We start from the raw sequence: 23,800 nt of genomic DNA, 5'->3' as shown, positions 1-23,800 counted from the left end.
CGGGCGTCCTCACGAACGTTCAGGGGCGGGGTGGAGCTGTCGGGCGCGGAGCAGCGGCGCCGGATCGGCCCAGGCGCGTACGTCGACGGCCGCGGGCAGGAAGCCGTGCGCGCGCAACCGGCTTTCCTGTAGGGCGAGCAGGTCGAGGCGGTCGGCGGACAGATCCGGACGCAGGGTGCGGTGGGTGCCGGGGCGGTAGGCCCCGGCGACGCCCTCGGCGCCCGCACCGGTCTCGGCGCCGAGGATGCGGGCCACGTCGGCGGGGTGGTCCGCGGCCCAGTCGGCGGCGCGCAGCAGGACGGCGAGGAACCGGTCGACGAGGCCCGGGTGGTCGTCGAGGAGGCTCTGGTGCACGGTGATGGGGCGCGGGGTGCCGTTGTTGACCCGGTGGGTCCGGTCGGGTAGCTCGTCGAGTTCCACGGCGACGCGGGCTCCGGCGCGCCGGGCGGCCTCGACGGCGAGGGCGCCCTTCACGTAGACGGCGTCGACCTCACCGCGGCGCAGGGCGGCGAGCTCGGCGGCCCACTGTCCGGGATGTCCGTCGGCGGGGACGTCCACCGGGCGGGCGCCGTCCAGGGTGAGCCGGGCGGAGGCGAGGGCACCCTCGAAGCCGCGCAGGGCCATGGCCCGCCAGAAGTCGATCGCCAGGGAGTGCCGGGGCACGGCCAGGCGCAGACCGCGCAGCGCCTCGGCGCCGCGCACCGGGCTGTCGGGCCGCACGAGGATCGCCTGGCGCTCCTCGATCCAGGTCAGACCGATGAGCCGGGTCCGCTCGCCGCGCGCACGGGCCCACAGGGCGGGCACATTGCCGCCCTCCCGGAACAGGCCCGGCAGCGCGTGGGTGTAGTGGGTCTGGCGGTCGACATCGGGTGCCGCGTCCTGGAGGGACCGTACGGCGATCCCGTCCGCGGCGAACTCGTCGGCCAGCCAGCGCCGGTCGGCGGCGATGCCGGTGGCCGTGGGCACGGGACAGCGGGTGAACCAGAGGGTTTTGGGGGTGGCGGTGCGGGTGCCGCGGACGGAGGTGTGCGAGGGCATGCGGGGTCCCGGGGGTGAGGGGCGGGGGCGGCGCGCGGGCAGGCCGTCGGGGCGTGCGCGGCGTGTGCTGCGCGAGGCCGTACGGCACGTCGTGCGGGAAGCGGTACGGCAGGTCGTACGGGACGTCGTACGGGACGTCGTACGGGCCCGCGGGGAGAAAGGGTGCTGCGGCGCTCAGGCGCGGGCGCGGCGACAGGAGGCGCTGGTCACGCGGGCCAGGTCGATGTGGCGGCGGAGCGTGAACACGGCCGGGACCGGAAGGGCGACGGGAGCGGTGGGCGCGACGCGGTCGGTGCGACGGTGCATGGCGCGGCTCCCCTCTCCTCGGTCTCCGAGGTCTCTTCGGTCCCGAGGCCTCTTCGGTCCGGTCCCCGAGGTCTTCTCGGTACGGGCCAGGCCGGCCCGCTGTGGCCGCAGCGTGGCACGCCGCGCGACGGCACGGCAAGTCGCTTCCCACCATGTGGGAACGAGTGTGAACGCCTTGTTGCACAGACCCCTTCGGGCCGTCCAGCGCTGCCGTAATGTGGGAGCGGCATAGAGTACGGGGGTTCCCGTCACCGTCCATTCCCGAGGACCGCAGTGACCGATTCCGCAGCCGATGCCCTCCGTCCGGCGTCCGCCGCCGTCCCCCCACCGGCGCGGGCACCGTCCGGCGCTCAGGCGGTGCGCCGCGCGCTCGACCTCCTGCACTGCTTCCACGACAACGGGCCTGACCTCAGCGCGTCGGACCTGGCCCGCCGCCTGGAGCTGCCGATGTCCACCGCCCACCGGCTGGCGCGCACCCTGCTGGCCGCCGACTTCCTGGAGCAGGACTTCCGCACGTCCCGCTACCGCCTCGGACCCGCCGTCACCGAGCTGGGCCGGCTCTCCTACCACCAGCGCGGCCTGCACCTGGCCGCACCCGAACTGGCCGACCTGGCCGAACGCACCGGTGCCACCGCCGACTTGGCGTTGCGCAGCGGACCGTACGCGGTCATCGTCGCGGGCGGATCGGTCACGCCGAAGGTGGGGCTGCGCCGTCCGCTGCACTCGACGGCGCTCGGCAAGGTACTCCTCGCGTGGCCGCGCCCCGGCGACCCCGACCTCGGCTCGCTGCCGCCGCTGCATGCCTTCACCGAGCGTACGATCGTCGAACGAGACGCCCTGCGGGCGGAGTTGGGGCGCGTACGCGAGGACGGCCACGCCCTCAACGACGGCGAGTCGGCACAGGGCGTGCGCACGCTCGCGGTACCGGTCCTCGACCGTGCCGGTCACGCACGGTTCGCGCTGGCGGTGCGGGGGACCCCGGAACTGATCACGGCGGCGGCCCTGCCGCGCTTCCTGGAACGGGCCCTCTCCTGCGCGCGGGCGCTCGAAGTGCTGCTGCTGGCACCGGCCGAGCGGCGCGACGGGACGTGAGCGGCCGTCCGGCGCCTGGGCCACGCGGCCCCGTGACCAGGGGCGGCGGCAAGAACGACGATGCCCGCCGTCGGCGTGCGGGAGGCCGATATCCTGGCGTGATGGCGGACAGAACCGGCGGTGAGCCGCAGATCGACGGGCGCTCCACCCGGTGGGGCGAGCACAAGGCGCAGCGGCAGGTCGAGTTGGTGGACGCGGCGGTCGCTCTCATCGAGGAGGAGGGCGCGCGCTTCCGGGTGCAGCGGCTCGCTGAGCGGGTGGGTCTGCCGCGGTCCGTGCTGTACCGGCACTTCAAGGACCGTGCCAATCTGGACGAGTTGATCCGCCGCCGGGTGGTGGAGCTGTTCATGCGGCGGATGGAGCCCACGCTCACCTTCGACGGGACGATCGAGGAGGCCGTGCAGCGCGTGATCGGCGCGCATCTGGACTGGGTGGCACACCACCCGCGCCTGTACGCCTACATGGGGGTCGGGGAGCACGCGATGGGCGACGGGTCGCTGGTGGCGGACACGAAGACGGCCATCGCGATGATGCTGAGCGACCGGTTCAGCGACGTGCTCAAGGCGCTCGGGGTGAGCGAGGCGCCGATCCGGTCGGTCGCGATCGGGATCGTGGGGTTCGTGGACACGTCGGTCAACCAGTGGATGCGGGACGAGCGGCGCGAGCAGTCCGAGGAGGAACTGTGCGCGATGCTGTGCCGTTCGGTGTGGGCGGTCCTCGACGCGGCCCTGCGGGACCTGGGCGTGGAACTCTCGCCGGGGCAGCGGGTGGCGGACCTGGAGCGGGTCTGAGCCCACCGCGCAACCCCGTGACCGTCAGGTGCGGGCCGTCCGGGCCGCCCGCGCGGCGCTGAGCAGGGACTCGGCGTCCGTGAACTTGACGCGGGGGCGGCCCTGCGCCTCGCCCGCCGCCCGCTCCGCCCGGTCGATCGCGCGCCAGGCGTCCAGGTCGAGCGCCTGCGTCCGCGTACGGACGGCTCGTGCGGGTCCGGTGAGGCGGCCCGCGGCGAAGTCGTCCAGGAGCGAGGCGACCGTCTCCTGCGCGCAGGTCTTGTTCGTCCCGATGAAGCCGGTGGGGCCGCGCTTGATCCAGCCCGCGACGTAGACACCGGGCCCGACCCGCCCGCGCTCGTGCGGGACCGTCGCACTCGCCTCGTCGAAGGGCAGGCCGGGAACCGGGCGGGCACGGTAGCCGACGGAGCGCAGGACGAGGCCGGTCTCCAGGGTCTGTGTGCCGCCGCCCGTGGGCCGGGCGCGGACGGTGCCGTCCTCGTCCTCGTACAGCTCGGTGGGGGTGATCTCCAGAGCGCGTACGGAGGTGTCGCCGGTGAGCCGCACCGGACTGGTCAGGAAGCGCAGCACGATGCGGCGGCGGCCCCCGGCCGGTGTACGGGCGGCCAGATCCGCGAGCAGCCGGGTCTTCTCGCCGGTGTCCGGGTCCAGGCCGTCGGGCCAGCCCTCGACCAGCACGTCCACGTCCTTCAGCGCGGAGAGCGCGAGGAGTTCGGGCACGGTGAACGCCGCTTGCGCGGGTCCGCGGCGGCCCAGCAGGACGACCTCGCGGACCCGGCCGGCCCGGAGCGCGGCGAGGGCGCGGTCGGAGATGTCGGTACGGGCGAGGGTGCCGGGGTCGGCGGTGAGGATGCGGGCGATGTCGAGGGCGACATTGCCGTTGCCGATGACGACGGCGCGCTCGGTGTCCAGCGGGTGGTCGTCGTGGGCCCGGTCGGGGTGGCCGTTGTACCAGCCGACGAAGTCCGTCGCGGAGACGCTGCCGCGCAGGTCCTCGCCCTCGATGCCGAGGCGTCTGTCGGTCGCGGCGCCGACGGCGTAGAGCACCGCGTGGTGCTCGGCCAGGAGGTCGGCGTGGGTGAGGTCGGTGCCGACCTCGACGCCGAGGCGGTAGCGGAAGCCGGGCTGCGACTCGATCGCCCCGAAGAGCCGTGTGACCTGCTTGGTGTCCTGGTGGTCCGGGGCGACACCGGCCCGCGCGAGACCGTACGGCGTCGGCAGCCGGTCGTGGACGGTGACGCTGACGCCCGGGTGGCGGAGCAACTCGTCGGCGGCGAACATCCCGGCCGGGCCCGCGCCGACCACGGCCACGGACAACTCGCCTTCGGGCACCGAGCGTTGACGCGGTACGACGTACATGGGGGTGCGGTCGGCGTGCGGGTTCCGCCGGTAGTAGCCGGCGTTCAGCTCCAGGAACGGCAGTTCGCCCTCGCCGAGCTTCGTGTGCGGCTTGAGCGCGTCGACCGGGCAGGCCGTCGTGCAGGCGCCGCAGTCCACGCAGGTGCGCGGGTCGACGTAGAGCATCTCGGCCGTGCCGAAGCCGGGTTCGCCCGGCGCGGGGTGGATGCAGTTGACCGGACAGGCCAGCACACAGGAGGCGTCGGCGCAGCAGGAGCGGGTGACGACGTACGGCACGGCGGGCTGTTCTCCGTTCGGTGATGAAACGCGGTGAAGCGCGGTGAAGCCGAGGTAGCCGGTGAAGCTGACGCAGTCGACGCAGTCGGTGCAGCCGGTGAAGGCGCCGTCAGTCGGTGTGCAGGGCGGGTTCGCCGCGGAAGCGGGCCGGGCGGCCGTCGATGCGCAGGGCCTTCCAGACCGGCCGGGACACCTTGTTCATCAGGCCGATGTCCTCGGCGAGCATCCGTACGTCGGAGAAGAGGTCGTGGAGCATCCTCCGGCCCGCCTCGGACTTCCAGAAGACGTCCTTGACCACCCAGGCCGGGATGCCGACCTGCGCGGCGGACCTGCGGTCCGGGATCATGATGACGTCGCACAGGACCCGCATGATGAGCGGGAAGAGGACGGACAGGGCGCCGCGGCGGGCCTTGCCCATGTGCGGGACGCGCAGACGCAGGAACTCGTGCGCGAAGGAGATGTGCCGCGCCTCCTCGGCTATGTGGATCTGCATGATCCGCTGCGGCAGCGGATGGACCGGCTCGCCGCTGCGCAGGGCCGACTTCTGGAGGTGGTCGATGGGCTCCTCACCGGCGAGGATGCCGGTGAAGAACGCCTCGGGGTAGAGCGAGCCCGCCAGCGGCAGGAAGCGGCTCACCCTGCGGAACCAGCGCTTGCCGCCCGCGGTGTCCACGCCGGTGCGGTTGACCAGCTCCTGGAACATCTGGGTGTGGTGGGTCTCCTCGGTGATCTCGTGGGTGAGGTACCGGAACTCCTCGTTGCGGTTGCCCAGTTCGTAGAGGTAGTCCAGGGCGCCGCGCATCAGGATGTTCTCGAACTGCATGCCCACCTTGGCGATCACCGCCCACCGCCAGATCCCGATCCGGATCCGCGTCTCCAGGGGCTGCTCCCGGTACCACGGGTGGGCGCCGAGGGCGTCCGCGCTGGTGAGGACCCAGCGCGGGTCGCTGGTGTCCACGGCGAACTCGGGGTCGTCCCACTTGATGTCGATGAAGGCGTTGAAGTTGACGTTCACCGAGCCCTCGGACAGGGTCCGCAGACGCTCGTCGTACAGCTTCCTGGTCAGGTTCGCGGTCATCTTCGTCCTCGGTTCCTGTCGTACGCGAAGCGGTCAGGCGGCGCGGGTCGGCGCGGTCCGTGGCGCGCCGGCCTTCTCGAAGCGAAGGGGGCTGTCGTCGAGGGGGGAGTTCTGGAGCAGGGCGCGGTCGCGGTAGTAGTTGTTCCAGAGCCGCCACGGGTCGCGGGTGCCCTGGCGCGGCATGACCTCGTCGGCGCGGGCGATGTAGCCGGAGGTCAGCGCCTCGCCCATGACGGAGAACGCCGAGCGGTCGCCGTCGGAGGCCACCGGAGTGGCGATGTCGTGGCCGTGGCGCCGCATATGGGCGAGCAGCCGGGCGGTGTAGTCGGCCGCCAGATCCGCCTTCAGCGTCCAGGAGGCGTTGGTGTAGCCGATGACGAGCGACATGTTGGGGACGCCCTCCAGCAGCACGGCCTTGTAGAGGACGCGGTCCTTGACGTCCACCGGCTCGCCGTCGACGCTGAGGGCCATGCCGCCCATGAGGCGGACGGTCAGGCCGGTGGCGGTGACGACGATGTCGGCCTTGAGCTCCTCGCCGGACCGCAGCCGGATGCCGTCGGCGGTGAACGTGTCGATGTGGTCGGTGGCGATGGACGCCTTGCCGCTCTTGAGCACCTTGAACAGGTCGCCGCCGGGGACGACGCACAGGCGCTGGTCCCAGGGCTTGTACTTGGGGCTGAAGTGGCGCATGTCGACGCCCTTGCCGGTCTGGGCCCGTACGAGGCCGAGGAGCACCTTGCGGGCGAGGCGCGGGTAGGCGCGGCAGAAGGCGTAACTCCCGCGTTGCAGTGCGATGTTGCGGGAGCGCACGACCTTGTGGGTCAGGCGGGCGGGGGCGCGCAGCTTCTGGAGGACGGCGGTGAGCGGGTCGACCTCGGGCAGCGCGAGCACATAGGTGGGCGAGCGCTGGAGCATGGTGATGTGCGCGGCGGCGTCGGCCATCGCGGGCAGCAGGGTGATGGCGGTGGCGCCGGAGCCGATGACGACGACGCGCTTGCCGGTGTGGTCGAGGTCCTCGGGCCAGTGCTGCGGGTGGACGAGGGTGCCCCGGAAGTCCGCCTCGCCGGGGAACTCGGGGCGGTAGGGCCGGTCGTAGTCGTAGTAGCCGGTCGCGCCGACGAGGTAGCCCGCGCTGTACGACTCGCGCTCGCCGGTGTTCTCGTCGTCGACCTCGACCGTCCAGCGCCCGGTGTCGTGCGAGAAGTCGGCGCTGAGCGCGCGGCGTCCGAAGCGGACGCGTCCCAGGACGCCGCTGTCGTCGGCGGCGTCCTCGACGTACTGCCGGATCTTCGCCCCGTCGGCGAGGATGCGCTTGTCGCGCCAGGGGCGGAAGCCGAATCCGAAGGTGGGCATGTCGGAGTCGGAGCGGATCCCCGGGTACCGGAAGAGGTCCCAGGTGCCGCCGACCCGGGCGCGGCGTTCGAGTACGACGAGCGAGGCGCCGGGATTGTCACGCAGGACGTGGCGGGCGGCGCTGATGCCGGATATTCCGGCGCCGATGACCAGGACGTCGACGCGGGTCTGCTCCATCGCGGAGGATCCTCACTCTCGCTCGCGGGCCTCCGGGCAGAGGCGGGGGCGGAGACGCGCCCTGCCCCTGGGGGCACGGCAGTTGCTCGGACACGCGGTTCCAACTTCTGCGTATGAACGGCAACTTACCTGCGACACGGTGTTTCAGATACCTCCGGTAACGTGATGTGGGTCACATCAAGATACCGATTCTTCGAGGGGGAGGGCCGAGGGCCGGACCGCACCCGGCACACGGGAGTCCGCGCGAGCGCCCACGGAAGACCGGATCCCGCTCACACTCCCTCCTCTGCCTCCTCTCCCTCGGCTCCCCCGTCCTCCTCGTCCTCGGTGATGAAGGCGGCCAGTGCGGCAGCGACGGCGGCGGGCTGTTCATCGGGGATGAAGTGCCCCGAGTCCGGCACGACGACCCCGGTGGCGTGGGCGGCCCATGGCCTGAGGGAAGCCGCCATGTCGGGGATGGAGCCGTGGCTGCCGGAGATCCCGAGAACCGGGACCGTCAGGCGCCGCTGCTCCAGCGCCTCGTGGTTCTTCCGTGCCGACTCAGCGGCGTCCCGGTAGTAGGCCAGGGAGGCACGGAGACCGCCCTCGGCGGCCACGGACGCGGCGTAGCGCTCGATCTCGGCGTCGTCGAAGGCGTCGGGGGAGAGGGACTTGGCCCTCAGGAACCAGCCGACGTACTCTCGTTCGCGGCCGCTGAGCAGTGTCTCGGGCAGACCGGGCACGAGATGGAAGGCGAAGTGCCAGGTCTTCCACGCCTGTTCGGGGTCGGTCGGGATGGCGTCGGGGAGGGTGATGCCCGGGATGCCGGCGTCGAGCAGCGCCACGCCCCGCAACTGGCGCTGGTGCTCCAGGGCGAGGGAGAAGGCGACCCACGCGCCGATGTCGTGGGCGGCCAGCCAGTACGCCGAGACCCCCAGCGCCTCGACCGCGGCATGGACGTGCGCGGCGACCGTGTGCGTGTCGTGGCTGATGTCCGGCCGCTCGGAGTGGCCCTGGCCCGGCAGGTCGATCGCGACGACATGGAACCGGTCGGCCAGGTCCGGCATCACCTTGCGCCATGCCCACCAGGTCTGCGGGAACCCGGCGAGCAGCACGACGGTCGGAGCGTCCGGCCGCCCGCCCTCGACGGCGTGCAGCCGCACGCCGTCCGCGTCCACCCAGCGGTGGGCGAAACCGGCCAGGTCGGGCAGCGCCAGGCCGCGGACCGGGTTGCCGGTGGCGCGGGGGGTGAGGGGGGTGCGGGGGGCGCTTGCGGGGTCGTTCATGAGTCTCCTCCACTGATGTGAGGGCGGTCGCCGGGGCCGCGCCGCGCGTCGGCATGCCTTCACCCTAACTCATCTTGAACCGAGCAGTTCAAGATGATTCCGAGGTGAGAGGATGGACGCCACCGGAAGGCAAGGCGGAGCGGGAGGAAGGCGCGGCATGGCGGGCAAGAAGCAGTTCGACATGGCCACGGCGCTCGATGCCGCGATGATCCAGTTCTGGCGGGCCGGTTACGCGGACACGTCCGTGGACGACCTGTCCCGGGCGACCGGACTCAACCGCAGCTCCATCTACTCCTCCCTCGGGGACAAGGACACGCTCTTCGTCCGCTGCCTGGAGCGCTACACCACGCGGTACGGAGGCAAGTACGACGCCGCGTTGTCCTGCGCCGCCGACCGGCCCCTGGCAGCCGCGCGGGCGTTCTTCGACATCACGCTGGACCGCATCGCGGACCCCGGCGTGCCCGACGGTTGCCTGGTGGCCCAGACCGTGATGGCGGCCCCCGCGCTGAGCGCGAACGTCGCGGCGCACGCGCGGGAGGCGATCGGCCGCCAGCACGCCCGGCTGCGCGCCGCGCTGAAGGCCGGCCGACTGCACGACGAGGCGGCCGACTCCTACGCGGCCCACCTCGCTGCCGTGAACCAGTCACTCGCCGTCATGAGCAGGGCCGGAGCGAGCGCGGAGCAACTGCGCGCCATCGTCGACGTGACCCTCGACGCGCTGGCGCGGACGCTCGACGCGAGCGACTGAGGTTCCGTCCGGCAAAACCCGGCTCGCCGGGACTCAGCCGCCGGTCGACGTCCGTGGCGGGCCCGAGGGCCCGACGCGGTGCGCCAGACCGCCCAGGATGAGGGCGAGCCCCGCCTCGAACGCCGACTCGTGATCGATCACCGGTACATCGGCCGGCAGGTCCACCCCGTCACCGGGAGCCGCACCGCTCCCGGTACCGGCCCCGCTTCCGTTCCCGCTCCCGCTTCCGTTCCCGTTCCCGCTCCCGCTTCCGCTCCCGGTCTCAGCCTGCTCCTCCAGGACGCTGCCGACCGTGAAGCGGCTCGCGGCCAGCATCGCCATCTGCGCATCCCGCTCGGGGACGCCGGAGGCCACGAGGAATTCCATCTTGCGCCGGATCCGGTCGAGATCACCGACGGGGGTGCTCCCGGCGTGGAGCCGTGCTCCGTCCCGGCGCATCAGCAGGGTGCGCCTGAAGCCGCGTGTGTTCTCCGCGAACCAGTCGCGCCAGTCGTCGCCGGGCACCGGCAGCGGCGCGCTCGCATGGGGTGCCATCGCCGCCTCGGCCATGGCGGCCAGAAGGTCCTTCTTGGTGCGGAAGTACCAGTAGAGCGACGGCTGTTCGACGTTCAGCCGCTTCGCCAGCCTTCTCGTGCTGACGGCGTCCAGCCCGACCTCGTCGAGCAGACCGAGCGCCTCGGCGACGACGGTCTCGCGGTTCATCTTGGTCACGTTGACAATCTATCGCTGATAGATGACGCTGGAAAGGAATCTTTCACTGATAGATTTTGGAGGGACGGGCATGACGAGAGGATCGGGCGGACAGCCTCTGAGGGTTCTCGTCGCCGGGGGCGGGATCGCGGGCCAGGCCCTGGCCTTCTGGCTCACCCGGGGCGGCCACCGGGTGACCGTCGCCGAACGCGCTCCCGCGCTGCGGGACACCGGGGCCCAGGTCGATCTGCGCGGCCAGGGCATCGAGGCCGTCAGGCGGATGGGGCTGCTCGACGCCGTACGCCGCAAGCTCGTGGACGAGGCGGGCGTCGCCTTCATCGACGCACACGGCAGGCCGAGGGCGACGATCATGGCGAACACCTCGGGGAAGGGGCGGCAGACCCTCACGTCCGAGTACGAGATCATGCGCGGGGACCTGGTGCGCATCCTGCACGACGCCACCAAGGACGACACGGAGTACGTCTTCGGCGTGGGCGTGGAGGGCTTCGAGCAGGACGCCGGGAAGGTCGTCGGGCACTTCTCCGACGGGTCCTCCGGCGCGTACGACCTCCTGATCGGCGCGGACGGACAGGGATCGCGCATCCGGCGGGCGATCCTCCCGCAGGACCTCGACCCGTACTGGCGCACGGGCATCCACATGGCCTACTGGTTCGTCCCGCGCATCGCGTCCGACAGCAGCATCCGGGACACCTGCATGGTCCCGGGCGGCCGCCAGATCATGCGTCGCAGCCACAGCCCGAGCGAGACCCAGGTGTACTTCGTCCTGCGGGAGGAATCGGCGGAGGCCTCGGCGATCCACCGGGCGCCCGTCGAGGACCGGCACGCGTTCTGGGCGAGCCGCTTCCGCGATGCCGGATGGCAGACCGAGCGCTTCGTCGAGGGCATGCGGACCAGCCCGTTCTTCTACTCCCAGGAGGTCGTCCAGGTCCGCACCGACACCTGGTCGAAGGGGCGCGTGGTGCTGGCCGGGGACGCCGCGCACTGCGCCTCGCCCTACAGCGGCATGGGCGTCTCCGGCGGCCTGGTCGGCGCCCACGTCCTGGCCGGGGAGATCAACCGGCACCCGGACGACCTGCCGGCCGCGCTGGCGGGCTACGACCGGGTGCTGCGGCCCTTCGTCGACGAGATCCAGGGCGAGGTCAACCCGCGCCTGCTGCGCCTGGGCCTGCCGATGACGCGGCGCGCGATCGACGCCTTCCAGGCCACCACCGCACTGGCCTGCTTCCTCCGCATCCCCGGCCTCGCCGCACGCCTCGCCACGCGGGACCGCGGCGGCGCCTGGGAACTCCCCGAGGACCCGGCACCGTCCGGCGCCCTCTGAAAGCGGGGCGCGGCGCGGGCGAGGCGGCGGCGAGCCGGACCGGGGCCCGCACTCCTCCCTCGGCGGCGGCGCCGAGCGCGCGGAACGGCGGGGGGAACAGCGAGAAGGGTGGAGGTGCGAGGATGGTTCGTATGGATGTACGAGCCAGGAACCATGTGACGGTGACAGGCCGGACGGACGGGCCCGTGGTGATGCTCGCGCACGGCTTCGGCTGCGACCAGAACATGTGGCGCCTGGTGGTACCGGCCCTGGAGCGCGACTTCCGGGTGGTCCTCTTCGACCACGTGGGGGCGGGCCGCTCCGATCCGGCGGCCTGGAGCGAGGAGCGCTACGCCGGCCTCGACGGCCATACGCAGGACGTACTGGAGATCTGCCGCGAACTGGACCTGGGTCCGGTGGTCTTCGTGGGGCACTCCGTGAGCGCCATGATGGGCGTCCTGGCCGCCGCGCGGGAACCCGAGCGCTTCGCCGGCCTGGTGCTGCTCACCCCGTCGCCGTGCTACATCGACGATCCCGCCACCGGCTACCGGGGAGGGTTCAGCGCCGAGGACATCGACGAGCTGCTCCACTCGCTGGAATCGAACTATCTGGGCTGGTCGGCGTCGATGGCCCCGGTGATCATGGGCAACCCGCAGCGGCCTGAACTGGGGCAGGAGCTGACCAACAGCTTCTGCCGCACCGATCCGGAGATGGCCCGCGTCTTCGCACGGGCCACCTTCCTGTCCGACAACCGCGCCGACCTCGACGCGGTCACGGTCCCCACCCTGATCGCCCAGTGCTCCCTCGACGCGATCGCCCCGCCGGAGGTGGGAGCCTTCGTCCACGCCCGGATCAAGGGCAGCGAACTGGTCACCCTGGAGGCGACCGGTCACTGCCCGCAACTGAGCGCGCCCGAGGCGACCGGCGCGGCGATCGCCTCGTTCGCCGCAGGAGTTACCCGGTGATGTGTGTGACCGACGACCGACACGACCACCGAGCGGCAGGTCCCGCCGACGAGCAGGCGCCGTTCGCCGCGCTGCTGGAGGACAGCGCCGCGGACCTGTACGAGAACGCGCCCTGCGGCTATCTGTCCACGCTGCTGGACGGACAGATCGCCAAGGTCAACAAGACACTCCTGGACTGGCTCGGCTACCGCCGGGAGGACCTGGTCGGGCGAAGGCGGTTCTCCGACCTGCTCACCGTGGGCGGCAAGCTCTACCACGAAACCCATTTCGCGCCGCTGCTCTCCTTGCAGGGCGGGGTCGGCGGCATCGCGCTGGAGCTCAGGGCCGCCGACGGCAGCCGCCTGCCGGTCCTGGTCACCTCCACCGTCAAGACCGGCGACGACGGGCAGCCGCTGCTGATCCGCACCACCGTCACCGACGCCCGCGACCGGCGCGCCTACGAGACGGAACTGCTGCGCGCCCGGCAGGAGGCCGACCGCGAACGCGACCGGCTCAAGGTCCTCACGGCCACGCTGCAACGCACCCTGCTGCCCCCGGCCCTGGACGACGTACCCGGACTGGACGTCGCCGCCCACTACCACATCGCCTCGGCCGACGAGGTCGGCGGCGACTTCTACGACCTGTTCCCCCTCGCCCACGGCACCTGGGGCCTGTTCCTCGGCGATGTGTGCGGCAAGGGCGCCGCCGCGGCCGCCGTCACCTCCCTGGCCCGCTACACCCTGCGCGCCGCCGCCGTCTACGATCCCGACCCCGCCGCCGTCCTCGGCAACCTCAACACCGTCCTGAACCAGAAGCACCACGGCACCGACCCCCGCTTCTGCACCGTGATCTTCGGCCTGCTCACCCCGGACGGCGACGAGGGTGCCTTCCAGATCACCCTGGCGAGCGGAGGCCACCCCCCGGCCGTCCTGATGCGCGCCGACGGAAGCGCCGACCACCTGCACACGCCCGGCGGCCAGCTCATCGGCGTCCTGCCCCACGCCCACATCGCCACCACCACCGTCCGCCTGGACCCGGGCGACACCCTGCTGCTCTACACCGACGGCCTCACCGAGGCCCACACCGACCGGTCCGGCGGCCGCTACGGCGACGAAGCGCTGCTGGACTTCGCACGCTCGCTGGCCCCCGCCACCGCCTCGGACACGATCCGGGCCCTGAGCGACCTGCTCGACGACCTCGGCACCGGCCTGGACGACGACACCGCCGTCCTGGCCGTCCATGTGCCCCGACCCCCCGGTGAAGAGCAGCAGTGACCCCCCTGACGCTGAGTATCCGCACCGCCCCCGGCGGCCCTGTCATCGACATCGCAGGCGACCTCGACCACGACAGCGCCCCCCGGGTCCGCGACGCTCTGGCGGACCTGGACCTGCGTCCGGGGCAGCAGCTCGTCGTCGGCCTGGGCGCTCTCACCTTCTGCGACTCCAGCGGCATCACCGTCCTGATCGCCGCCCGCAACCACGCCCTGGAGGCGGGCGCGGACATCGCCCTGGCCGCCGTCCCCGAACGCGTCCGGCGGATCTTCCGCATCGTCGGCCTGGAACAGGTCTTCACCACCCACCCCACCGTCCAGGAGGCGACAGCCGCCTGGACGCCACCCGCCTGACCGGCCTCCCTCCGCCGCCGACCCGAAGCCGCGTCAGATACGGCTACAGGGAAGGGAGTTGGAGCCGATGGCCGTCATCTTCAAGCACGCGCGGACGTCAAGGTGACTGCACGGCACCGGCAACTGAACGGATCTACCGGTCCGGCTCCCGTGCCGCGCTGAACCGGTCCGGCTCCCGTGCCGCGCTGGTCGGTGTCCCCGCATACGAGGACCCGGCCTTCCCGTCCGTGCCCGCCGCGGCGAACAGCCTGTGTGATGGTGGTGGGGGAGAGACCTCGCGGCAGCGGATCTCCTGAGACGGGCCGCCCGAAGTCACGCCGTCGAGGCGCCCGACGCCGTTCGATGTCAGTGGCTGCCCCTACGCTGCGTGGCGATCACCGAAGAGCGACGGAGAGGCTGCCGTGACCACCGAGGACAGGACCATGAAGCGCATCGAGGCCGCCATCGCGTCGCAGCACGCGGGCGATGCCGACGCTGCCCGGCGGCGGTTCACCGAGATCTGGGAGGAGATCGCCCCGGACGGCGACCCGTTCCACCGCTGCGTCCTCGCCCACTACATGGCCGACCTCCAGCAGGACCCGCGGGACGAACTGGACTGGGACCTGCGGGCCTTGGACGCCGCCGCCTCGGTGACCGACGACCGGGCCAGGCGGCACGACTCGTCCCTGGCCATCCGCGGGTTCTACCCGTCCCTGCACCTCAACCTCGCCGCGGACTTCCACCGACTCGGGGACGTCCCGCAGGCCCGCACGCACCTGACCCAGGCCCGGGAGCACCTCGACGCGCTCCACGACGACGGCTACGGCCAGGGCATCCGGTCGGCCGTACAGCGGCTCGCCGACCGGCTCGCCGAGGAGGAGCCCACCGCGCCGACGAGCGCCGAGCGGTGAACTCCAGGGACGGCCGTGCGGGTCATTCGCCCTGGCCCGCGCTGCCGATCGGGCCGACCGTGATGGGGTCGCCGCCGCTCTCGGTGACGGCCAGGGAGGGGGCGCCCGGCCAGGCGAGGGCGACCGTCCTGGTCTCGTCCGGCGGGGTCACCAGCAGCCCCAGGATGCGGACGCCGGTGCCGCCCGTCTTGTTGGCCGGGTAGTGGATGCCGAAGTACGTCGACTTGCCGGCCTTGAGGACGGACGTACCGGCCTTCTCACCGGAGCGCTTGGCCGACACGGGATCGTAGTTGGTCTTCAGGTCGACCCCCGCGTACCCGGAGAGCGTGCAGTCCCGCCCGCTGCGGTTCTTGAACTGCACCGCCACGGTGAGGTCGGGGTCGCCGCCGACCGTGGCGTCCGACGCCGTGATCGTCAGATCGCTGGTACGGCACTTGCTCAGCCCACCGGCCGCACCCGACCCGCTGGACCCACCGGTGCCGCCGGTGCCGCCGGTGCTGCCGCTCTGGCCGGACCCGGTCCCCGAGGCGGCGTTCTGCCCGCCGGAGGTCTTCCCGGAGGAACTGCTCCCGCCGGAGCCGCTGCCGGAGGACTCCTGGGTGCCGCCATCCGCGGACGGCACGGTGGCCGCGGACGACGGGGCGCTCTGCCCCGTACCGCCGTCGTCGTCGCTCTGGCAGGCCGTGAGCGAGAGACTCGCGGCGACGACCAGGGCCGCGTAGGTGACCTTGGTTGCCTTGTGCACACGCATCGTTTCTTCCTCAGCATCGGTGGGAGACGGCACGAGCGGCCGTCCCCGGCCACTCTGCCCCATGGGACAGCCCGGACCCGCCGCCCCGTTCCCCCGGATCGCCGCCTAGTACATTCCTGTTACACGCACAGTCGGCTCATGGCGCGGCCCGGTGACGCACAGACATCTCCCCTGGTCCCACTGGCCGTTCGTCGTGTTGACCGGTATGGATCTGGGCGCCCGCGGACACAGCAGGCGAGCCGGAGCGCCCTGAGCCCGCCCACAGGCGCTGTCGGTGCGCCCGTCTAGATTCACCGCATGACCGAGCCTTCCTACCTCGCCGCGGTCCGGGAGTCCTACGACACCGTGGCCGACGACTACGCCGCTCTCGTCAGGAGCCCGTCCGAACTGGACCCGCTGTCCCGCTCGTTGCTGACCGCCTTCGCCGAACTGGTGCGGACGGCTGACCGGGGACCGGTCGCGGACCTGGGGTGCGGACCCGGGAGAGTGACGGCCCACATGGCCGGCCTCGGGGTGTCCGCGTTCGGTGTCGACGTGTCCCCGAAGATGGTCGAACTGGCCCGACGCGCCTATCCGGACCTGCGTTTCTCCGTGGGCTCCATGACCGCGCTGGAGATCGGGGACGACACGCTCGGCGGCGTCCTGGCGTACTACTCCACCCATCACACACCTCCGGAGCTGCTGCCGGTCGTGTTCGCCGAGTTCCACCGCACCCTGGCACCCGGCGGCCATCTCCTCCTCGCCGGCCATGTCGGCACCGGCGAGCACCGCCGCCCGGCACACGGCTACGGCGGCCACCCCGTGGCCTACGTGTCGTACCGGCTCCCCCCGCACCAGCTCGCCGAACTGCTGCACCAGGTCGGATTCACCGTCACCGCTCAGCTGGTGCAGGAGCCCGACGAGAAACGGAACTGGAAGTTCGCCAGCTTCCTGGCTCGCAAACCGACTGACGAGGAGGCCGCCTGACGCCCCGGCCCCGCCCGTCGGACCTGCCTGTCGGACCTGCCCGTCGGGCCCGCCCCGTCCCGCCAACGCGATAGACCCGACTACGGTCCGTTGGGAAAGTGCTGGTCGCAGCCGCTCGTTGAGGACTGCGACCAGCACGGTCGCCTCGTAGCGGACCGCGAGCGTGCGGGTGGGCCCGGCAGACCGTGGAGCCGATGTCCACGTCCCAGATGGTCAGGCCGACCCGACTGGCCTACGCGGTTGTGGCGATGCCGCCGTCGACGGGGATCACGGCGCCTGTCAGGTATGCGCCTGCCCGGCTGGTGAGGAACACGGCGACACCCGCCATGTCGTCGTCGCGGCCGATCCGGCGTAGTGGGGCCGCCGCCGCGATCGCCTCGCCGAACTCATCGAGGGTCGCGGCCATCATCGTCGACGGGAACGGTCCCGGCGCCACGGCGTTCACGGTGACGTGCTGCGGTCCCAGTTCCTTGGCGAGCACTCTGGTGAGTTGATGCAGCGCGGCCTTGCTGCTGGAGTACGAGTAGTTGGGCCGCTGGGGGATGTGGATGGCGGCGATGCTGCCGATGTTGACGATCCGCGCGGGATCGTCGGCGGTGCCCGCCCTGCGCAGTGCGGGCAGCAGCTCTTGGACGAGCCAGAACGGCGACTTCAGGTTGATGTCGAGGACCGTGTCCCAGGCCGCGTCCGGGAACGTCGCCAGCGGCTCGTCCCACAGGGCGCCCGCGTTGTTGACGAGGATGTCGAGACGCTCCGAGCCGGCGGTGACGAGGTCCGACAGCCGCCGGCACTCGTCGTGGCGGGACAGGTCGGCGGGGACGGCCCGCACCTCACCGAATGCGGACAGTTGTTCCTGCGCCTGAGCGCACGCTTCCGCGTTGCGTGAGCTGATCACCACGCGGGCGCCCGCCTGGAGGAGACCTCGCGCGATCATCATGCCGATGCCTCGGGTGCCACCGGTGACGAGCGCGCGCTTTCCACGCAGGTCGAAGAGTGCCGCATGCGGGGTGAATTGGTTGTCTGCCACTTGCCGTCTTTCCAGTTGGTCGGGGGTGCTGGATGGTGCGTCGACGCGGTGGGTGTTCGGTTCAGCTGTTGCCACGCTATGGCCTTGATGTGCACTCCAAGCAAGCGGATCCCGAGGGGGACGGCCACCCGAGTCCGGCAAAGGCGACTACGGGCAGCGGCACGCGACCTAGCCCGACGCGACCCCGAGGAAGCGCAGGACCGCCAGTACGCGGCGGTGGTCGGCGTCCGCCCTGGGGAGGTCGAGCTTGGTGAAGATGCTGTTGATGTGCTTGGCGACGGCGCTCTCGCTCACCACCAGCTCGGCGGCGATGCCGGAGTTGGAGCGGCCGCCCGCCATGAGGGCGAGGACGTCGCGTTCGCGGGGGGTGAGACGGTCGAGCGGGTCGCTGTGACGGCGTACGAGGAGCTGGGCGACGACCTGCGGGTCGAGGGCGGTGCCGCCGGACGCGACCCGGCGCACGGCGTCGGCGAACTCGTCGACGTCGGCGACCCGTTGCTTCAGGAGGTAGCCGACGCCCGAGGTGTTGGCGGCGAGGAGATCGGCGGCGTACCGCTCCTCCACGTACTGCGACAGCAGCAGTACCGAGGTGTCCGGCCACTGGCGGCGGACGACGAGCGCGGCGCGTACCCCCTCGTCGGTGAAGCCGGGCGGCATGCGCACGTCGACCACCGCGATGTCGGGCCGGTGTTCCTCGACCGCCGTCAGCAGCGCCTCGGCGTCGTCGACCTCGGCGCACACCTCGAACCCGGCCATCTCCAGTACCTTCACCACCCCGATCCGCAGCAGGACGGAATCCTCGGCGATCACAGCGCGCACGGCAGCTCCACGGTGATGACGGTCGGGCCCCCGGCGGGGCTGTGGCAGGAGAACACGCCGTCGACGGACGCGACCCGCTTGGCGAGCCCCGCGAGTCCGGTGCCCGTGCGGTCCGTGGGTCCACCGGAGGCTGCGGGGCCCGACGGCACCGCACCTCCGATGCCGTCGTCCGTGACGACCACCCGCAGTGTCTCCCCGACCTGTGCCACGGTCACGTCCGCCCGGTCGGCGCGGGCGTGTTTGACCACGTTCGTCAGCGCCTCGGAGACCACGAAGTACGCGACCGCCTCGACGGTCGGCGCCGGGCGCCGCGCCAGGTCCACGGCCACCCGCACCGGGATCGGGGCGCGCCCGGCGATGCCCGACAGCGCGGCGTCGAGCCCCCGGTCCTCCAGGACGACCGGATGCAGGCCGCGCACCAGGCTGTTCAGCTCGGCGATCGCCTCCTTGGCCTCCCGGTGCGCGTCGTCGATCACCCGGCGGGCGTCCTCGGGCAGGTCGCGCAGGGTGGATCTGGCCAGGCCCAGGTTGACGGCGAGCGAGACGAGCCGCTGCTGCGCCCCGTCGTGCAGATCGCGCTCGATGCGCCGCCGTTCGGCGTCGGCCGCGTCGAGCACACCGGCCCGGCTCTCGGTCAGGTCCTCGACCCGGCGGGTCAGCTCCTCCGTACGGCTGCGGCCGAGCAGGATCTCGGCGGCCCAGGTCTGCGCCCGCACCAGGAGGCCGGTCAGCCGCGGCGCAGCGAACAGCAGGAGCACGCCCCCGGCGGTGACGTACCCCGCCTGCGTGGTGTACCCGGCGTGGGCGATCCGCCACCCCGGCGGCAGCGCCCAGATCCACACATAGACGGTGGCGGCCACCAGCCCGGCGGCCCAGACGGCGAGGACGGCGACGTCCAGGACGGCGAGCAGCGGACCGGCGAGGGTGTGGTGGCAGACCTGCCGCCAGAAGGCCCGTGCGGTCAGAGGGCGCAGCACGGAACGCACACCGCGCCGCGGTGCGCCGTGGGCGGGGCGCGGCAGTTCCTTGCCGGTCAGTGCCCGGTAGCGGCGCCGCTGGGCCGCGGTCAGCACGGGGGTCAGCGCGAGCGCGACCAGGACGGGCAGCGGGGTGGCGGCGGGCACCACGGCCACCACCGTCCCCACCAGCCAGACCCACAGCGGCACCGCCGCGACGTGGAGCGGCAGGCCGGCGGCGACGAGGGCGGTGCGGCGTCCCGCTCCGCGGAACGGCCGGCCGGGCACCTGCCGCAGCCAGGTCGTGAAGTACATGCGCCCCACGGTAGAGCCGCGGGCCACGGTCGGACCATCACGCCCGTGCCCGGCTCCGGGGTGCACTTTTCTCCACCCCGGATCGGAACCCTGCGTGACTGACCGAGGGCCGCCCCGCGTCGCAGGGTGGTGACCGTGCAGGGGACCACACGGCTGAGGGAGCGGAACATGCGTCGACCGAGGACTCACGAGACGGGCTCCGCGGCGGACACGACGACGGCCGGGGGCGTCCGGACGACGGAGCCGGTGTCCGAGGACGCGGAGATCATCTCCCTGTACGAGGCGGTCCGGACACCGGTGCCGCCCGCGCGGGGAGTACGGCGCGCCGGATGCCTCCTCGTGCTGTGCGGGCTCGTCCTGCTGCCCTGGCTGTACGTGCTCGCCACAGGGCTGCCCGACACCGCGACGGCCGCGCACTGGCCGGTCGCCTGGGTCGGTCTCGACGCGTTGCAGGCGGTCGGCCTGATCACCACCGGCCTGCTCGCCACCCGCCGCGACCGGCGGCACGCCCTCGCGGCGGCCGTGACGGCGACGCTGCTGGTGGTCGACGCCTGGTTCGACACCACGACGGCGGCCACGGGCGGCGACCTGGCCTCCGCCCTCGCGATGGCCCTGTGTGCCGAACTCCCGCTGGCCGTCCTCTGTGCCACGCTCGCGGCACGTGAACTGGGCCGGGGCGGCCCGCAGACTTCCTGACGCACACGCACACGCAGACATCCCCGAGCCAGGCACCGGAGGAATTCGCCCGCCGGGCCTCCTCGGTCCGCTCGGCGAGGTCGGTCGTATCGAGCCGGCTCGGTCAGGAGCGGACCTCGGCGGACGAGCCGCGCTGGTCCGCCGGGGAGACCGTGCCGAGCACTGTACGTGCGACATCTTCCAGCGGGCCGAGCAGCGGGTTCGGGTCGTCGGCGCGTGTGACGAGCACGACCTCGCAGGGATCGGTGTCGACGACGGGTACCAGGGCGATGTCCTCGCGCACCGCGGCGCGTCGGTCACCGGCAGGGAAGATCGCGACACAGTGGCCGGTGGCGACGAGCTCCAGCTTGTCCTCGAAGCTGTCGTCGATCGAGGGCGGAGGCGGCGCCGGGTGGCCGCCGACCGGCTGGGGAGTGCTCCAGACAACCGGAGTGCTGACGCAGGCCACCAGTTCCACGTCCGACAGGGCCCGCAGGCTGACCGCTCTTTCGTTCGCCAGAGGATGACTCGTCGATGCGACGAGCACCCGCGGTTCCTCGCGGAGCGTGGTCACCCGGAGTCCGTCCGTGGGAAACGGCAGGGGTCTGTACGCGACGAGGGCGTCGACCCGCCCCTCGGCGAGCGCGCGCGTGTCCCGCCAGTCGAGGTGCCGGGTGCGGACCTGGCCTCCAGGGTGCCGACGGCGCAGTTCCTGCACGCAGGCGGTGAGGACCAGTCCTTCGGCGCAGCCGACGGTGACGGTACGGGGCTGCACGGCGGCTCTGGCGGTACGAGCGGCGTGCTCGGCTTCCTGGAGCAGGATCCGGGCCCGGGGAAGGAATGCCCGGCCGGCGTCGGTGAGGCTGCTGCCCTGCGGCGAGCGGTCGAGAAGCCGGACACCGAGCTGAGCTTCCAGCCGCTGGATCTGGCGGCTCAGCGACGGCTGCGCCAGGTGCAGACTGGTGGCGGCCCGGCCGAAGTTGCCGTACTCCGCCACGACCGTGAAGTAGCGCACGAGCCGCAGATCGACGTCCATCTGCCCAGCGTACGTCGCGCGCTGTCATGCGCTCATGCGCTCATGCGCTCATGCGCTCATGCGCTCATGCGCCAGGCGTATGACGGCATACGGAACAGGTCTTGGACAAGGTGTGCCGATGGCCATTTGGCTTGAGGGCATGACCACTTATGACGGCAAGAAGATCGTGATCACGGGCGGCAGCAGCGGTATCGGCCTGGCTGCCGCCCGGCTGTTCGCGGGCGGTGGGGCGCATGTACTGATCACCGGCCGCACCCGGTCCACCCTGGACACCGCCCTGGAGCGACTGGGGGACAAGGCGATCGCCGTCCGCAGCGACGCAGCGTCCCTGAAGGAGATCGAGGCGCTGGCCGACACGGTTCAGGAGCGGTTCGGCGCGGTGGACGCGCTGTTCGTCAACGCCGGTGTCACCGCGTCCGCGCCGCTCGACTCGACGACGGAAGAAATGTACGACGAACTGTTCGACATCAACACCAAGGGCCCGTACTTCACCGTGCAGGCGCTGGCGCCGCTGATGCGCGAGGGAAGCGGCGTCGTCCTCACCACATCGGTGGTGAACGTCCTCGGCCTCGACGCGCTCAGTGTCTACTCGGCGAGCAAAGCGGCCCTGCGGTCGATGACGCGCACTCTGGCCCGCGAGCTGCTGCCGCGCAAGGTGCGTGTCAATGCCGTGAGCCCCGGCCCGACCGACACGGGCATCCTGGACCGCTCCGTCCCCGCCGATGTCGTCGAGACGGTGAAGGACACCTACCGGAGCACCATCCCGATGCAACGGCTGGGGACGTCCGAGGAAGTGGCCGCCGCGGTGGCCTACTTGGCGTTCGGCGCGACCTTCTCGACGGGAACGGAGTTCCCTGTCGACGGAGGGGCCTCGCAGCTCTAGACCTGTCACCGGACAGCGGCCCACTGGAGAGGGGAGGGTGTCCGTCCGGGGCCCGGCTCTCGACCAGCGGACGGGCCCACGCGTGGAGCGAGATGCTGGGGCGACCGGTGCCTCCGGGGGGACAGGCGCGGTAGCCTCTTGCCATGTCTGAGGCACCGGTGGCGCATTTCTACGACGAACTGGCCGACACCTACCACCTGGTCTACTCGGACTGGGACGCGAGCATGCGTCGGCAGGGGGACGCTCTCGACGCCCTTGTCGGCCGAGAGCGCGCCGAGGTGCTCGACTGTTCCTGCGGCATCGGCACGCAGGCCATCGGCCTGGCGCTGCGCGGACACCGCGTCACCGGGACCGATCTCAGCCCTCGCGCCGCCGCCCGCGCCGGTCGTGAGGCGGCCCGCCGGGGCCTCTGCCTGCGCACGGCAGCCGCGGACATGAGACATCTCCCGTTTCCCGATGGCCGGTTCGACGTCGTCGTCTGCGCCGACAACTCGCTGCCCCACCTGCTGACGGAGCAGGATGTGCACACCGCCCTGGCGTCGATGCGCCGCGTACTGCGCCCCGACGGCCTGCTGCTGGTCAGCACACGCCCCTACGACGACTTGCTGCGCGACCACCCCGTTTCGACACCTCCGCAAGTCCACCGGACCGACGACGACAGCGAGGGCGACGGCGACGACGGCGGCGAACGGGCCGTCACCTTCCAACTGTGGCACTGGCACGCCGACGGTGAGCACTACGACTTGGAACACTTCCAACTCCTGCCGACAGGCGGAGAAGGCGGAGAATGGCACGTCCAGGTCCGCCGGACGACCTACTGGGCGCTCAGCCGGGACCGGCTGGCCGGTCTCGCGGCCGAGGCCGGATTCATCGACGTCCGGTGGCGGATGCCGCAGGAGACAGGCTTCTTCCAGCCGCTGCTCGTGGCCCGCGCCGACAAGTAGACGACCATGGAAGACACCCGGGAAGGCCGTCCGGGACGGAACGGACCCCGCTGCTCACGATTCGTTCCGCCCTGATGGTTGCGGTTCGTCGGGGTACACGGCCCGGCATGGCACCGAAGACCGAACGTATCCAGTTCCTGCGGGCCGTGCGGCAGTTGCACCGCGTCCGCTCCTTCTACGCGTCAGGCGCCCTGCTGTGGGCGGCGGCCTTGGCCTGGACGGGCTGGCAGACGCCCGGGAGCCGGCAGATGTGGGTGTGCGCCCTCCTCCTGGCCGTCTTCACCGGACTCCTTGTCACCGCGGGCCTGTCCCTGCGGCGTCTGCCCGTTCCCGCGACAGGCCGGCCCGCGCATCACGCCGCCCCGCGCAGGGCGGCGAGCACCCGCCAGGCACCCGCCTGAGGGGCCGCGGATTCGGAGGCGCCGTCCGCGTCTGCGAGGGCGATGACCGGGCATACGGGGTTCACTACTTTCGAG

Annotated in this window: 25 protein-coding genes; 13 read left to right on the top strand and 12 right to left on the bottom strand. The window is 72.0% G+C overall.

All coding sequences use genetic code 11. The features are described from left to right. Nucleotides 1-9 precede the first annotated feature (9 nt). Both ACWDYF_RS10735 and ACWDYF_RS10730 read right to left on the bottom strand, forming a co-directional pair. Nucleotides 10-1,038, bottom strand: coding sequence for an ABC transporter substrate-binding protein (locus ACWDYF_RS10735; protein WP_389467725.1), 1,029 nt, complete (start codon nt 1,036-1,038; stop codon nt 10-12). Nucleotides 1,039-1,212: 174 nt separating this feature from the next. Further along, entirely contained in the window at nt 1,213-1,344 is a 132-nt protein-coding gene (locus ACWDYF_RS10730) for a hypothetical protein (protein WP_018565808.1), read from the bottom strand. 273 nt (nt 1,345-1,617) lie between these two features. Between ACWDYF_RS10730 and ACWDYF_RS10725 the strand changes: the two genes are divergently transcribed. Then, nucleotides 1,618-2,436 (top strand): IclR family transcriptional regulator, encoded by an 819-nt coding sequence (locus ACWDYF_RS10725; RefSeq protein WP_389467723.1) that lies wholly within the window; start codon nt 1,618-1,620, stop codon nt 2,434-2,436. Nucleotides 2,437-2,537: 101 nt separating this feature from the next. Further along, nucleotides 2,538-3,227, top strand: coding sequence for a TetR/AcrR family transcriptional regulator (locus ACWDYF_RS10720; RefSeq protein ID WP_389467720.1), 690 nt, complete (start codon nt 2,538-2,540; stop codon nt 3,225-3,227). 24 nt (nt 3,228-3,251) lie between these two features. Here ACWDYF_RS10720 and ACWDYF_RS10715 read toward each other — a convergent pair whose 3' ends face one another. From ACWDYF_RS10715 to ACWDYF_RS10700, 4 genes are all read right to left on the bottom strand, one after another. Then, on the bottom strand, nt 3,252-4,862 hold the full coding sequence (locus ACWDYF_RS10715) for an FAD-dependent oxidoreductase (protein WP_389467718.1): 1,611 nt from the start codon (nt 4,860-4,862) through the stop codon (nt 3,252-3,254). Between the two features lie 109 nt (nt 4,863-4,971). After that, on the bottom strand, nt 4,972-5,940 hold the full coding sequence (locus ACWDYF_RS10710) for an AurF N-oxygenase family protein (protein WP_389467716.1): 969 nt from the start codon (nt 5,938-5,940) through the stop codon (nt 4,972-4,974). 33 nt (nt 5,941-5,973) lie between these two features. Further along, on the bottom strand, nt 5,974-7,470 hold the full coding sequence (locus ACWDYF_RS10705) for a flavin-containing monooxygenase (protein ID WP_389467713.1): 1,497 nt from the start codon (nt 7,468-7,470) through the stop codon (nt 5,974-5,976). A 272-nt stretch (nt 7,471-7,742) separates the two neighbouring features. Beyond that, nucleotides 7,743-8,735 carry an alpha/beta fold hydrolase gene (locus ACWDYF_RS10700; RefSeq protein WP_389467710.1) on the bottom strand — a complete coding sequence of 331 codons (993 nt, stop codon included), beginning with the start codon at nt 8,733-8,735 and terminating at the stop codon, nt 7,743-7,745. A 157-nt stretch (nt 8,736-8,892) separates the two neighbouring features. Between ACWDYF_RS10700 and ACWDYF_RS10695 the strand changes: the two genes are divergently transcribed. Next, nucleotides 8,893-9,483: a TetR/AcrR family transcriptional regulator gene (locus ACWDYF_RS10695; protein WP_389467707.1), complete on the top strand. Its 591-nt coding sequence runs from the start codon at nt 8,893-8,895 to the stop codon at nt 9,481-9,483. A gap of 33 nt (nt 9,484-9,516) precedes the next feature. Here ACWDYF_RS10695 and ACWDYF_RS10690 read toward each other — a convergent pair whose 3' ends face one another. Next, nucleotides 9,517-10,185 carry a TetR/AcrR family transcriptional regulator C-terminal domain-containing protein gene (locus ACWDYF_RS10690; RefSeq protein ID WP_389467912.1) on the bottom strand — a complete coding sequence of 223 codons (669 nt, stop codon included), beginning with the start codon at nt 10,183-10,185 and terminating at the stop codon, nt 9,517-9,519. Between the two features lie 79 nt (nt 10,186-10,264). Between ACWDYF_RS10690 and ACWDYF_RS10685 the strand changes: the two genes are divergently transcribed. The 5 genes from ACWDYF_RS10685 to ACWDYF_RS10665 all read left to right on the top strand — a co-directional run bounded on the left by ACWDYF_RS10685 (nt 10,265) and on the right by ACWDYF_RS10665 (nt 14,952). Then, entirely contained in the window at nt 10,265-11,515 is a 1,251-nt protein-coding gene (locus tag ACWDYF_RS10685) for an FAD-dependent monooxygenase (protein ID WP_389467704.1), read from the top strand. A 131-nt stretch (nt 11,516-11,646) separates the two neighbouring features. Continuing rightward, nucleotides 11,647-12,459 (top strand): alpha/beta fold hydrolase, encoded by an 813-nt coding sequence (locus ACWDYF_RS10680; RefSeq protein WP_389467701.1) that lies wholly within the window; start codon nt 11,647-11,649, stop codon nt 12,457-12,459. Further along, nucleotides 12,459-13,712, top strand: coding sequence for a PP2C family protein-serine/threonine phosphatase (locus ACWDYF_RS10675; RefSeq protein ID WP_389467698.1), 1,254 nt, complete (start codon nt 12,459-12,461; stop codon nt 13,710-13,712). Before ACWDYF_RS10680 ends, ACWDYF_RS10675 begins: the two co-directional genes overlap by 1 nt. After that, nucleotides 13,709-14,062 (top strand): STAS domain-containing protein, encoded by a 354-nt coding sequence (locus ACWDYF_RS10670; protein ID WP_389467696.1) that lies wholly within the window; start codon nt 13,709-13,711, stop codon nt 14,060-14,062. Before ACWDYF_RS10675 ends, ACWDYF_RS10670 begins: the two co-directional genes overlap by 4 nt. A gap of 401 nt (nt 14,063-14,463) precedes the next feature. Then, entirely contained in the window at nt 14,464-14,952 is a 489-nt protein-coding gene (locus tag ACWDYF_RS10665) for a hypothetical protein (protein WP_389467693.1), read from the top strand. 22 nt (nt 14,953-14,974) lie between these two features. Here the strand turns inward: ACWDYF_RS10665 and ACWDYF_RS10660 are convergent, their stop codons facing one another. Beyond that, on the bottom strand, nt 14,975-15,703 hold the full coding sequence (locus ACWDYF_RS10660) for a DUF4232 domain-containing protein (RefSeq protein WP_389467691.1): 729 nt from the start codon (nt 15,701-15,703) through the stop codon (nt 14,975-14,977). Between the two features lie 297 nt (nt 15,704-16,000). Between ACWDYF_RS10660 and ACWDYF_RS10655 the strand changes: the two genes are divergently transcribed. After that, nucleotides 16,001-16,669 (top strand): class I SAM-dependent methyltransferase, encoded by a 669-nt coding sequence (locus ACWDYF_RS10655; protein WP_389467688.1) that lies wholly within the window; start codon nt 16,001-16,003, stop codon nt 16,667-16,669. A 232-nt stretch (nt 16,670-16,901) separates the two neighbouring features. Here ACWDYF_RS10655 and ACWDYF_RS10650 read toward each other — a convergent pair whose 3' ends face one another. From ACWDYF_RS10650 to ACWDYF_RS10640, 3 genes are all read right to left on the bottom strand, one after another. Further along, nucleotides 16,902-17,696 carry an SDR family oxidoreductase gene (locus ACWDYF_RS10650; protein ID WP_389467686.1) on the bottom strand — a complete coding sequence of 265 codons (795 nt, stop codon included), beginning with the start codon at nt 17,694-17,696 and terminating at the stop codon, nt 16,902-16,904. Between the two features lie 168 nt (nt 17,697-17,864). Next, nucleotides 17,865-18,515 (bottom strand): response regulator transcription factor, encoded by a 651-nt coding sequence (locus ACWDYF_RS10645; protein WP_389467683.1) that lies wholly within the window; start codon nt 18,513-18,515, stop codon nt 17,865-17,867. Beyond that, on the bottom strand, nt 18,503-19,786 hold the full coding sequence (locus tag ACWDYF_RS10640; RefSeq protein WP_389467681.1) for a sensor histidine kinase: 1,284 nt from the start codon (nt 19,784-19,786) through the stop codon (nt 18,503-18,505). Before ACWDYF_RS10640 ends, ACWDYF_RS10645 begins: the two co-directional genes overlap by 13 nt. Nucleotides 19,787-19,954: 168 nt before the next feature. On the opposite strand from ACWDYF_RS10640, the gene ACWDYF_RS10635 reads away from it, so the two are divergent. Further along, nucleotides 19,955-20,482: a hypothetical protein gene (locus tag ACWDYF_RS10635; RefSeq protein ID WP_389467678.1), complete on the top strand. Its 528-nt coding sequence runs from the start codon at nt 19,955-19,957 to the stop codon at nt 20,480-20,482. Between the two features lie 103 nt (nt 20,483-20,585). Here the strand turns inward: ACWDYF_RS10635 and ACWDYF_RS10630 are convergent, their stop codons facing one another. Continuing rightward, a complete protein-coding gene (locus ACWDYF_RS10630; protein ID WP_389467675.1) occupies nt 20,586-21,497 on the bottom strand; it encodes a LysR family transcriptional regulator in 912 nt (303 codons plus the stop codon). 139 nt (nt 21,498-21,636) lie between these two features. Between ACWDYF_RS10630 and ACWDYF_RS10625 the strand changes: the two genes are divergently transcribed. From ACWDYF_RS10625 to ACWDYF_RS10615, 3 genes are all read left to right on the top strand, one after another. Beyond that, a complete protein-coding gene (locus tag ACWDYF_RS10625; protein WP_389467909.1) occupies nt 21,637-22,380 on the top strand; it encodes an SDR family oxidoreductase in 744 nt (247 codons plus the stop codon). Between the two features lie 143 nt (nt 22,381-22,523). Next, the gene (locus ACWDYF_RS10620; RefSeq protein ID WP_389467672.1) at nt 22,524-23,324 is read left to right on the top strand and encodes a class I SAM-dependent methyltransferase; all 801 of its coding nucleotides are present in this window, start codon (nt 22,524-22,526) and stop codon (nt 23,322-23,324) included. Nucleotides 23,325-23,431: 107 nt separating this feature from the next. Further along, nucleotides 23,432-23,725: a hypothetical protein gene (locus tag ACWDYF_RS10615; RefSeq protein WP_381736414.1), complete on the top strand. Its 294-nt coding sequence runs from the start codon at nt 23,432-23,434 to the stop codon at nt 23,723-23,725. Nucleotides 23,726-23,800 lie beyond the last annotated feature (75 nt).

It is taken from the genome of Streptomyces sp. NPDC003284, assembly GCF_053589675.1.
This window is presented reverse-complemented; position numbering and strand designations above follow the sequence as displayed.

Coding starts and splice junctions, on each gene's coding strand:
- ACWDYF_RS10640 (WP_389467681.1), bottom strand. CDS start 19,786: ATGTACTTCACGACCTGGCTGCGGCAGGTGCCCGGCCGGCCGTTCCGC.
- ACWDYF_RS10655 (WP_389467688.1), top strand. CDS start 16,001: ATGACCGAGCCTTCCTACCTCGCCGCGGTCCGGGAGTCCTACGACACC.
- ACWDYF_RS10660 (WP_389467691.1), bottom strand. CDS start 15,703: ATGCGTGTGCACAAGGCAACCAAGGTCACCTACGCGGCCCTGGTCGTC.
- ACWDYF_RS10690 (WP_389467912.1), bottom strand. CDS start 10,185: ATGAACCGCGAGACCGTCGTCGCCGAGGCGCTCGGTCTGCTCGACGAG.
- ACWDYF_RS10615 (WP_381736414.1), top strand. CDS start 23,432: ATGGCACCGAAGACCGAACGTATCCAGTTCCTGCGGGCCGTGCGGCAG.
- ACWDYF_RS10675 (WP_389467698.1), top strand. CDS start 12,459: ATGTGTGTGACCGACGACCGACACGACCACCGAGCGGCAGGTCCCGCC.
- ACWDYF_RS10630 (WP_389467675.1), bottom strand. CDS start 21,497: ATGGACGTCGATCTGCGGCTCGTGCGCTACTTCACGGTCGTGGCGGAG.
- ACWDYF_RS10720 (WP_389467720.1), top strand. CDS start 2,538: ATGGCGGACAGAACCGGCGGTGAGCCGCAGATCGACGGGCGCTCCACC.
- ACWDYF_RS10625 (WP_389467909.1), top strand. CDS start 21,637: ATGACCACTTATGACGGCAAGAAGATCGTGATCACGGGCGGCAGCAGC.
- ACWDYF_RS10735 (WP_389467725.1), bottom strand. CDS start 1,038: ATGCCCTCGCACACCTCCGTCCGCGGCACCCGCACCGCCACCCCCAAA.
- ACWDYF_RS10700 (WP_389467710.1), bottom strand. CDS start 8,735: ATGAACGACCCCGCAAGCGCCCCCCGCACCCCCCTCACCCCCCGCGCC.
- ACWDYF_RS10685 (WP_389467704.1), top strand. CDS start 10,265: ATGACGAGAGGATCGGGCGGACAGCCTCTGAGGGTTCTCGTCGCCGGG.
- ACWDYF_RS10635 (WP_389467678.1), top strand. CDS start 19,955: ATGCGTCGACCGAGGACTCACGAGACGGGCTCCGCGGCGGACACGACG.
- ACWDYF_RS10680 (WP_389467701.1), top strand. CDS start 11,647: ATGGATGTACGAGCCAGGAACCATGTGACGGTGACAGGCCGGACGGAC.
- ACWDYF_RS10730 (WP_018565808.1), bottom strand. CDS start 1,344: ATGCACCGTCGCACCGACCGCGTCGCGCCCACCGCTCCCGTCGCCCTT.
- ACWDYF_RS10705 (WP_389467713.1), bottom strand. CDS start 7,470: ATGGAGCAGACCCGCGTCGACGTCCTGGTCATCGGCGCCGGAATATCC.
- ACWDYF_RS10695 (WP_389467707.1), top strand. CDS start 8,893: ATGGCGGGCAAGAAGCAGTTCGACATGGCCACGGCGCTCGATGCCGCG.
- ACWDYF_RS10620 (WP_389467672.1), top strand. CDS start 22,524: ATGTCTGAGGCACCGGTGGCGCATTTCTACGACGAACTGGCCGACACC.
- ACWDYF_RS10710 (WP_389467716.1), bottom strand. CDS start 5,940: ATGACCGCGAACCTGACCAGGAAGCTGTACGACGAGCGTCTGCGGACC.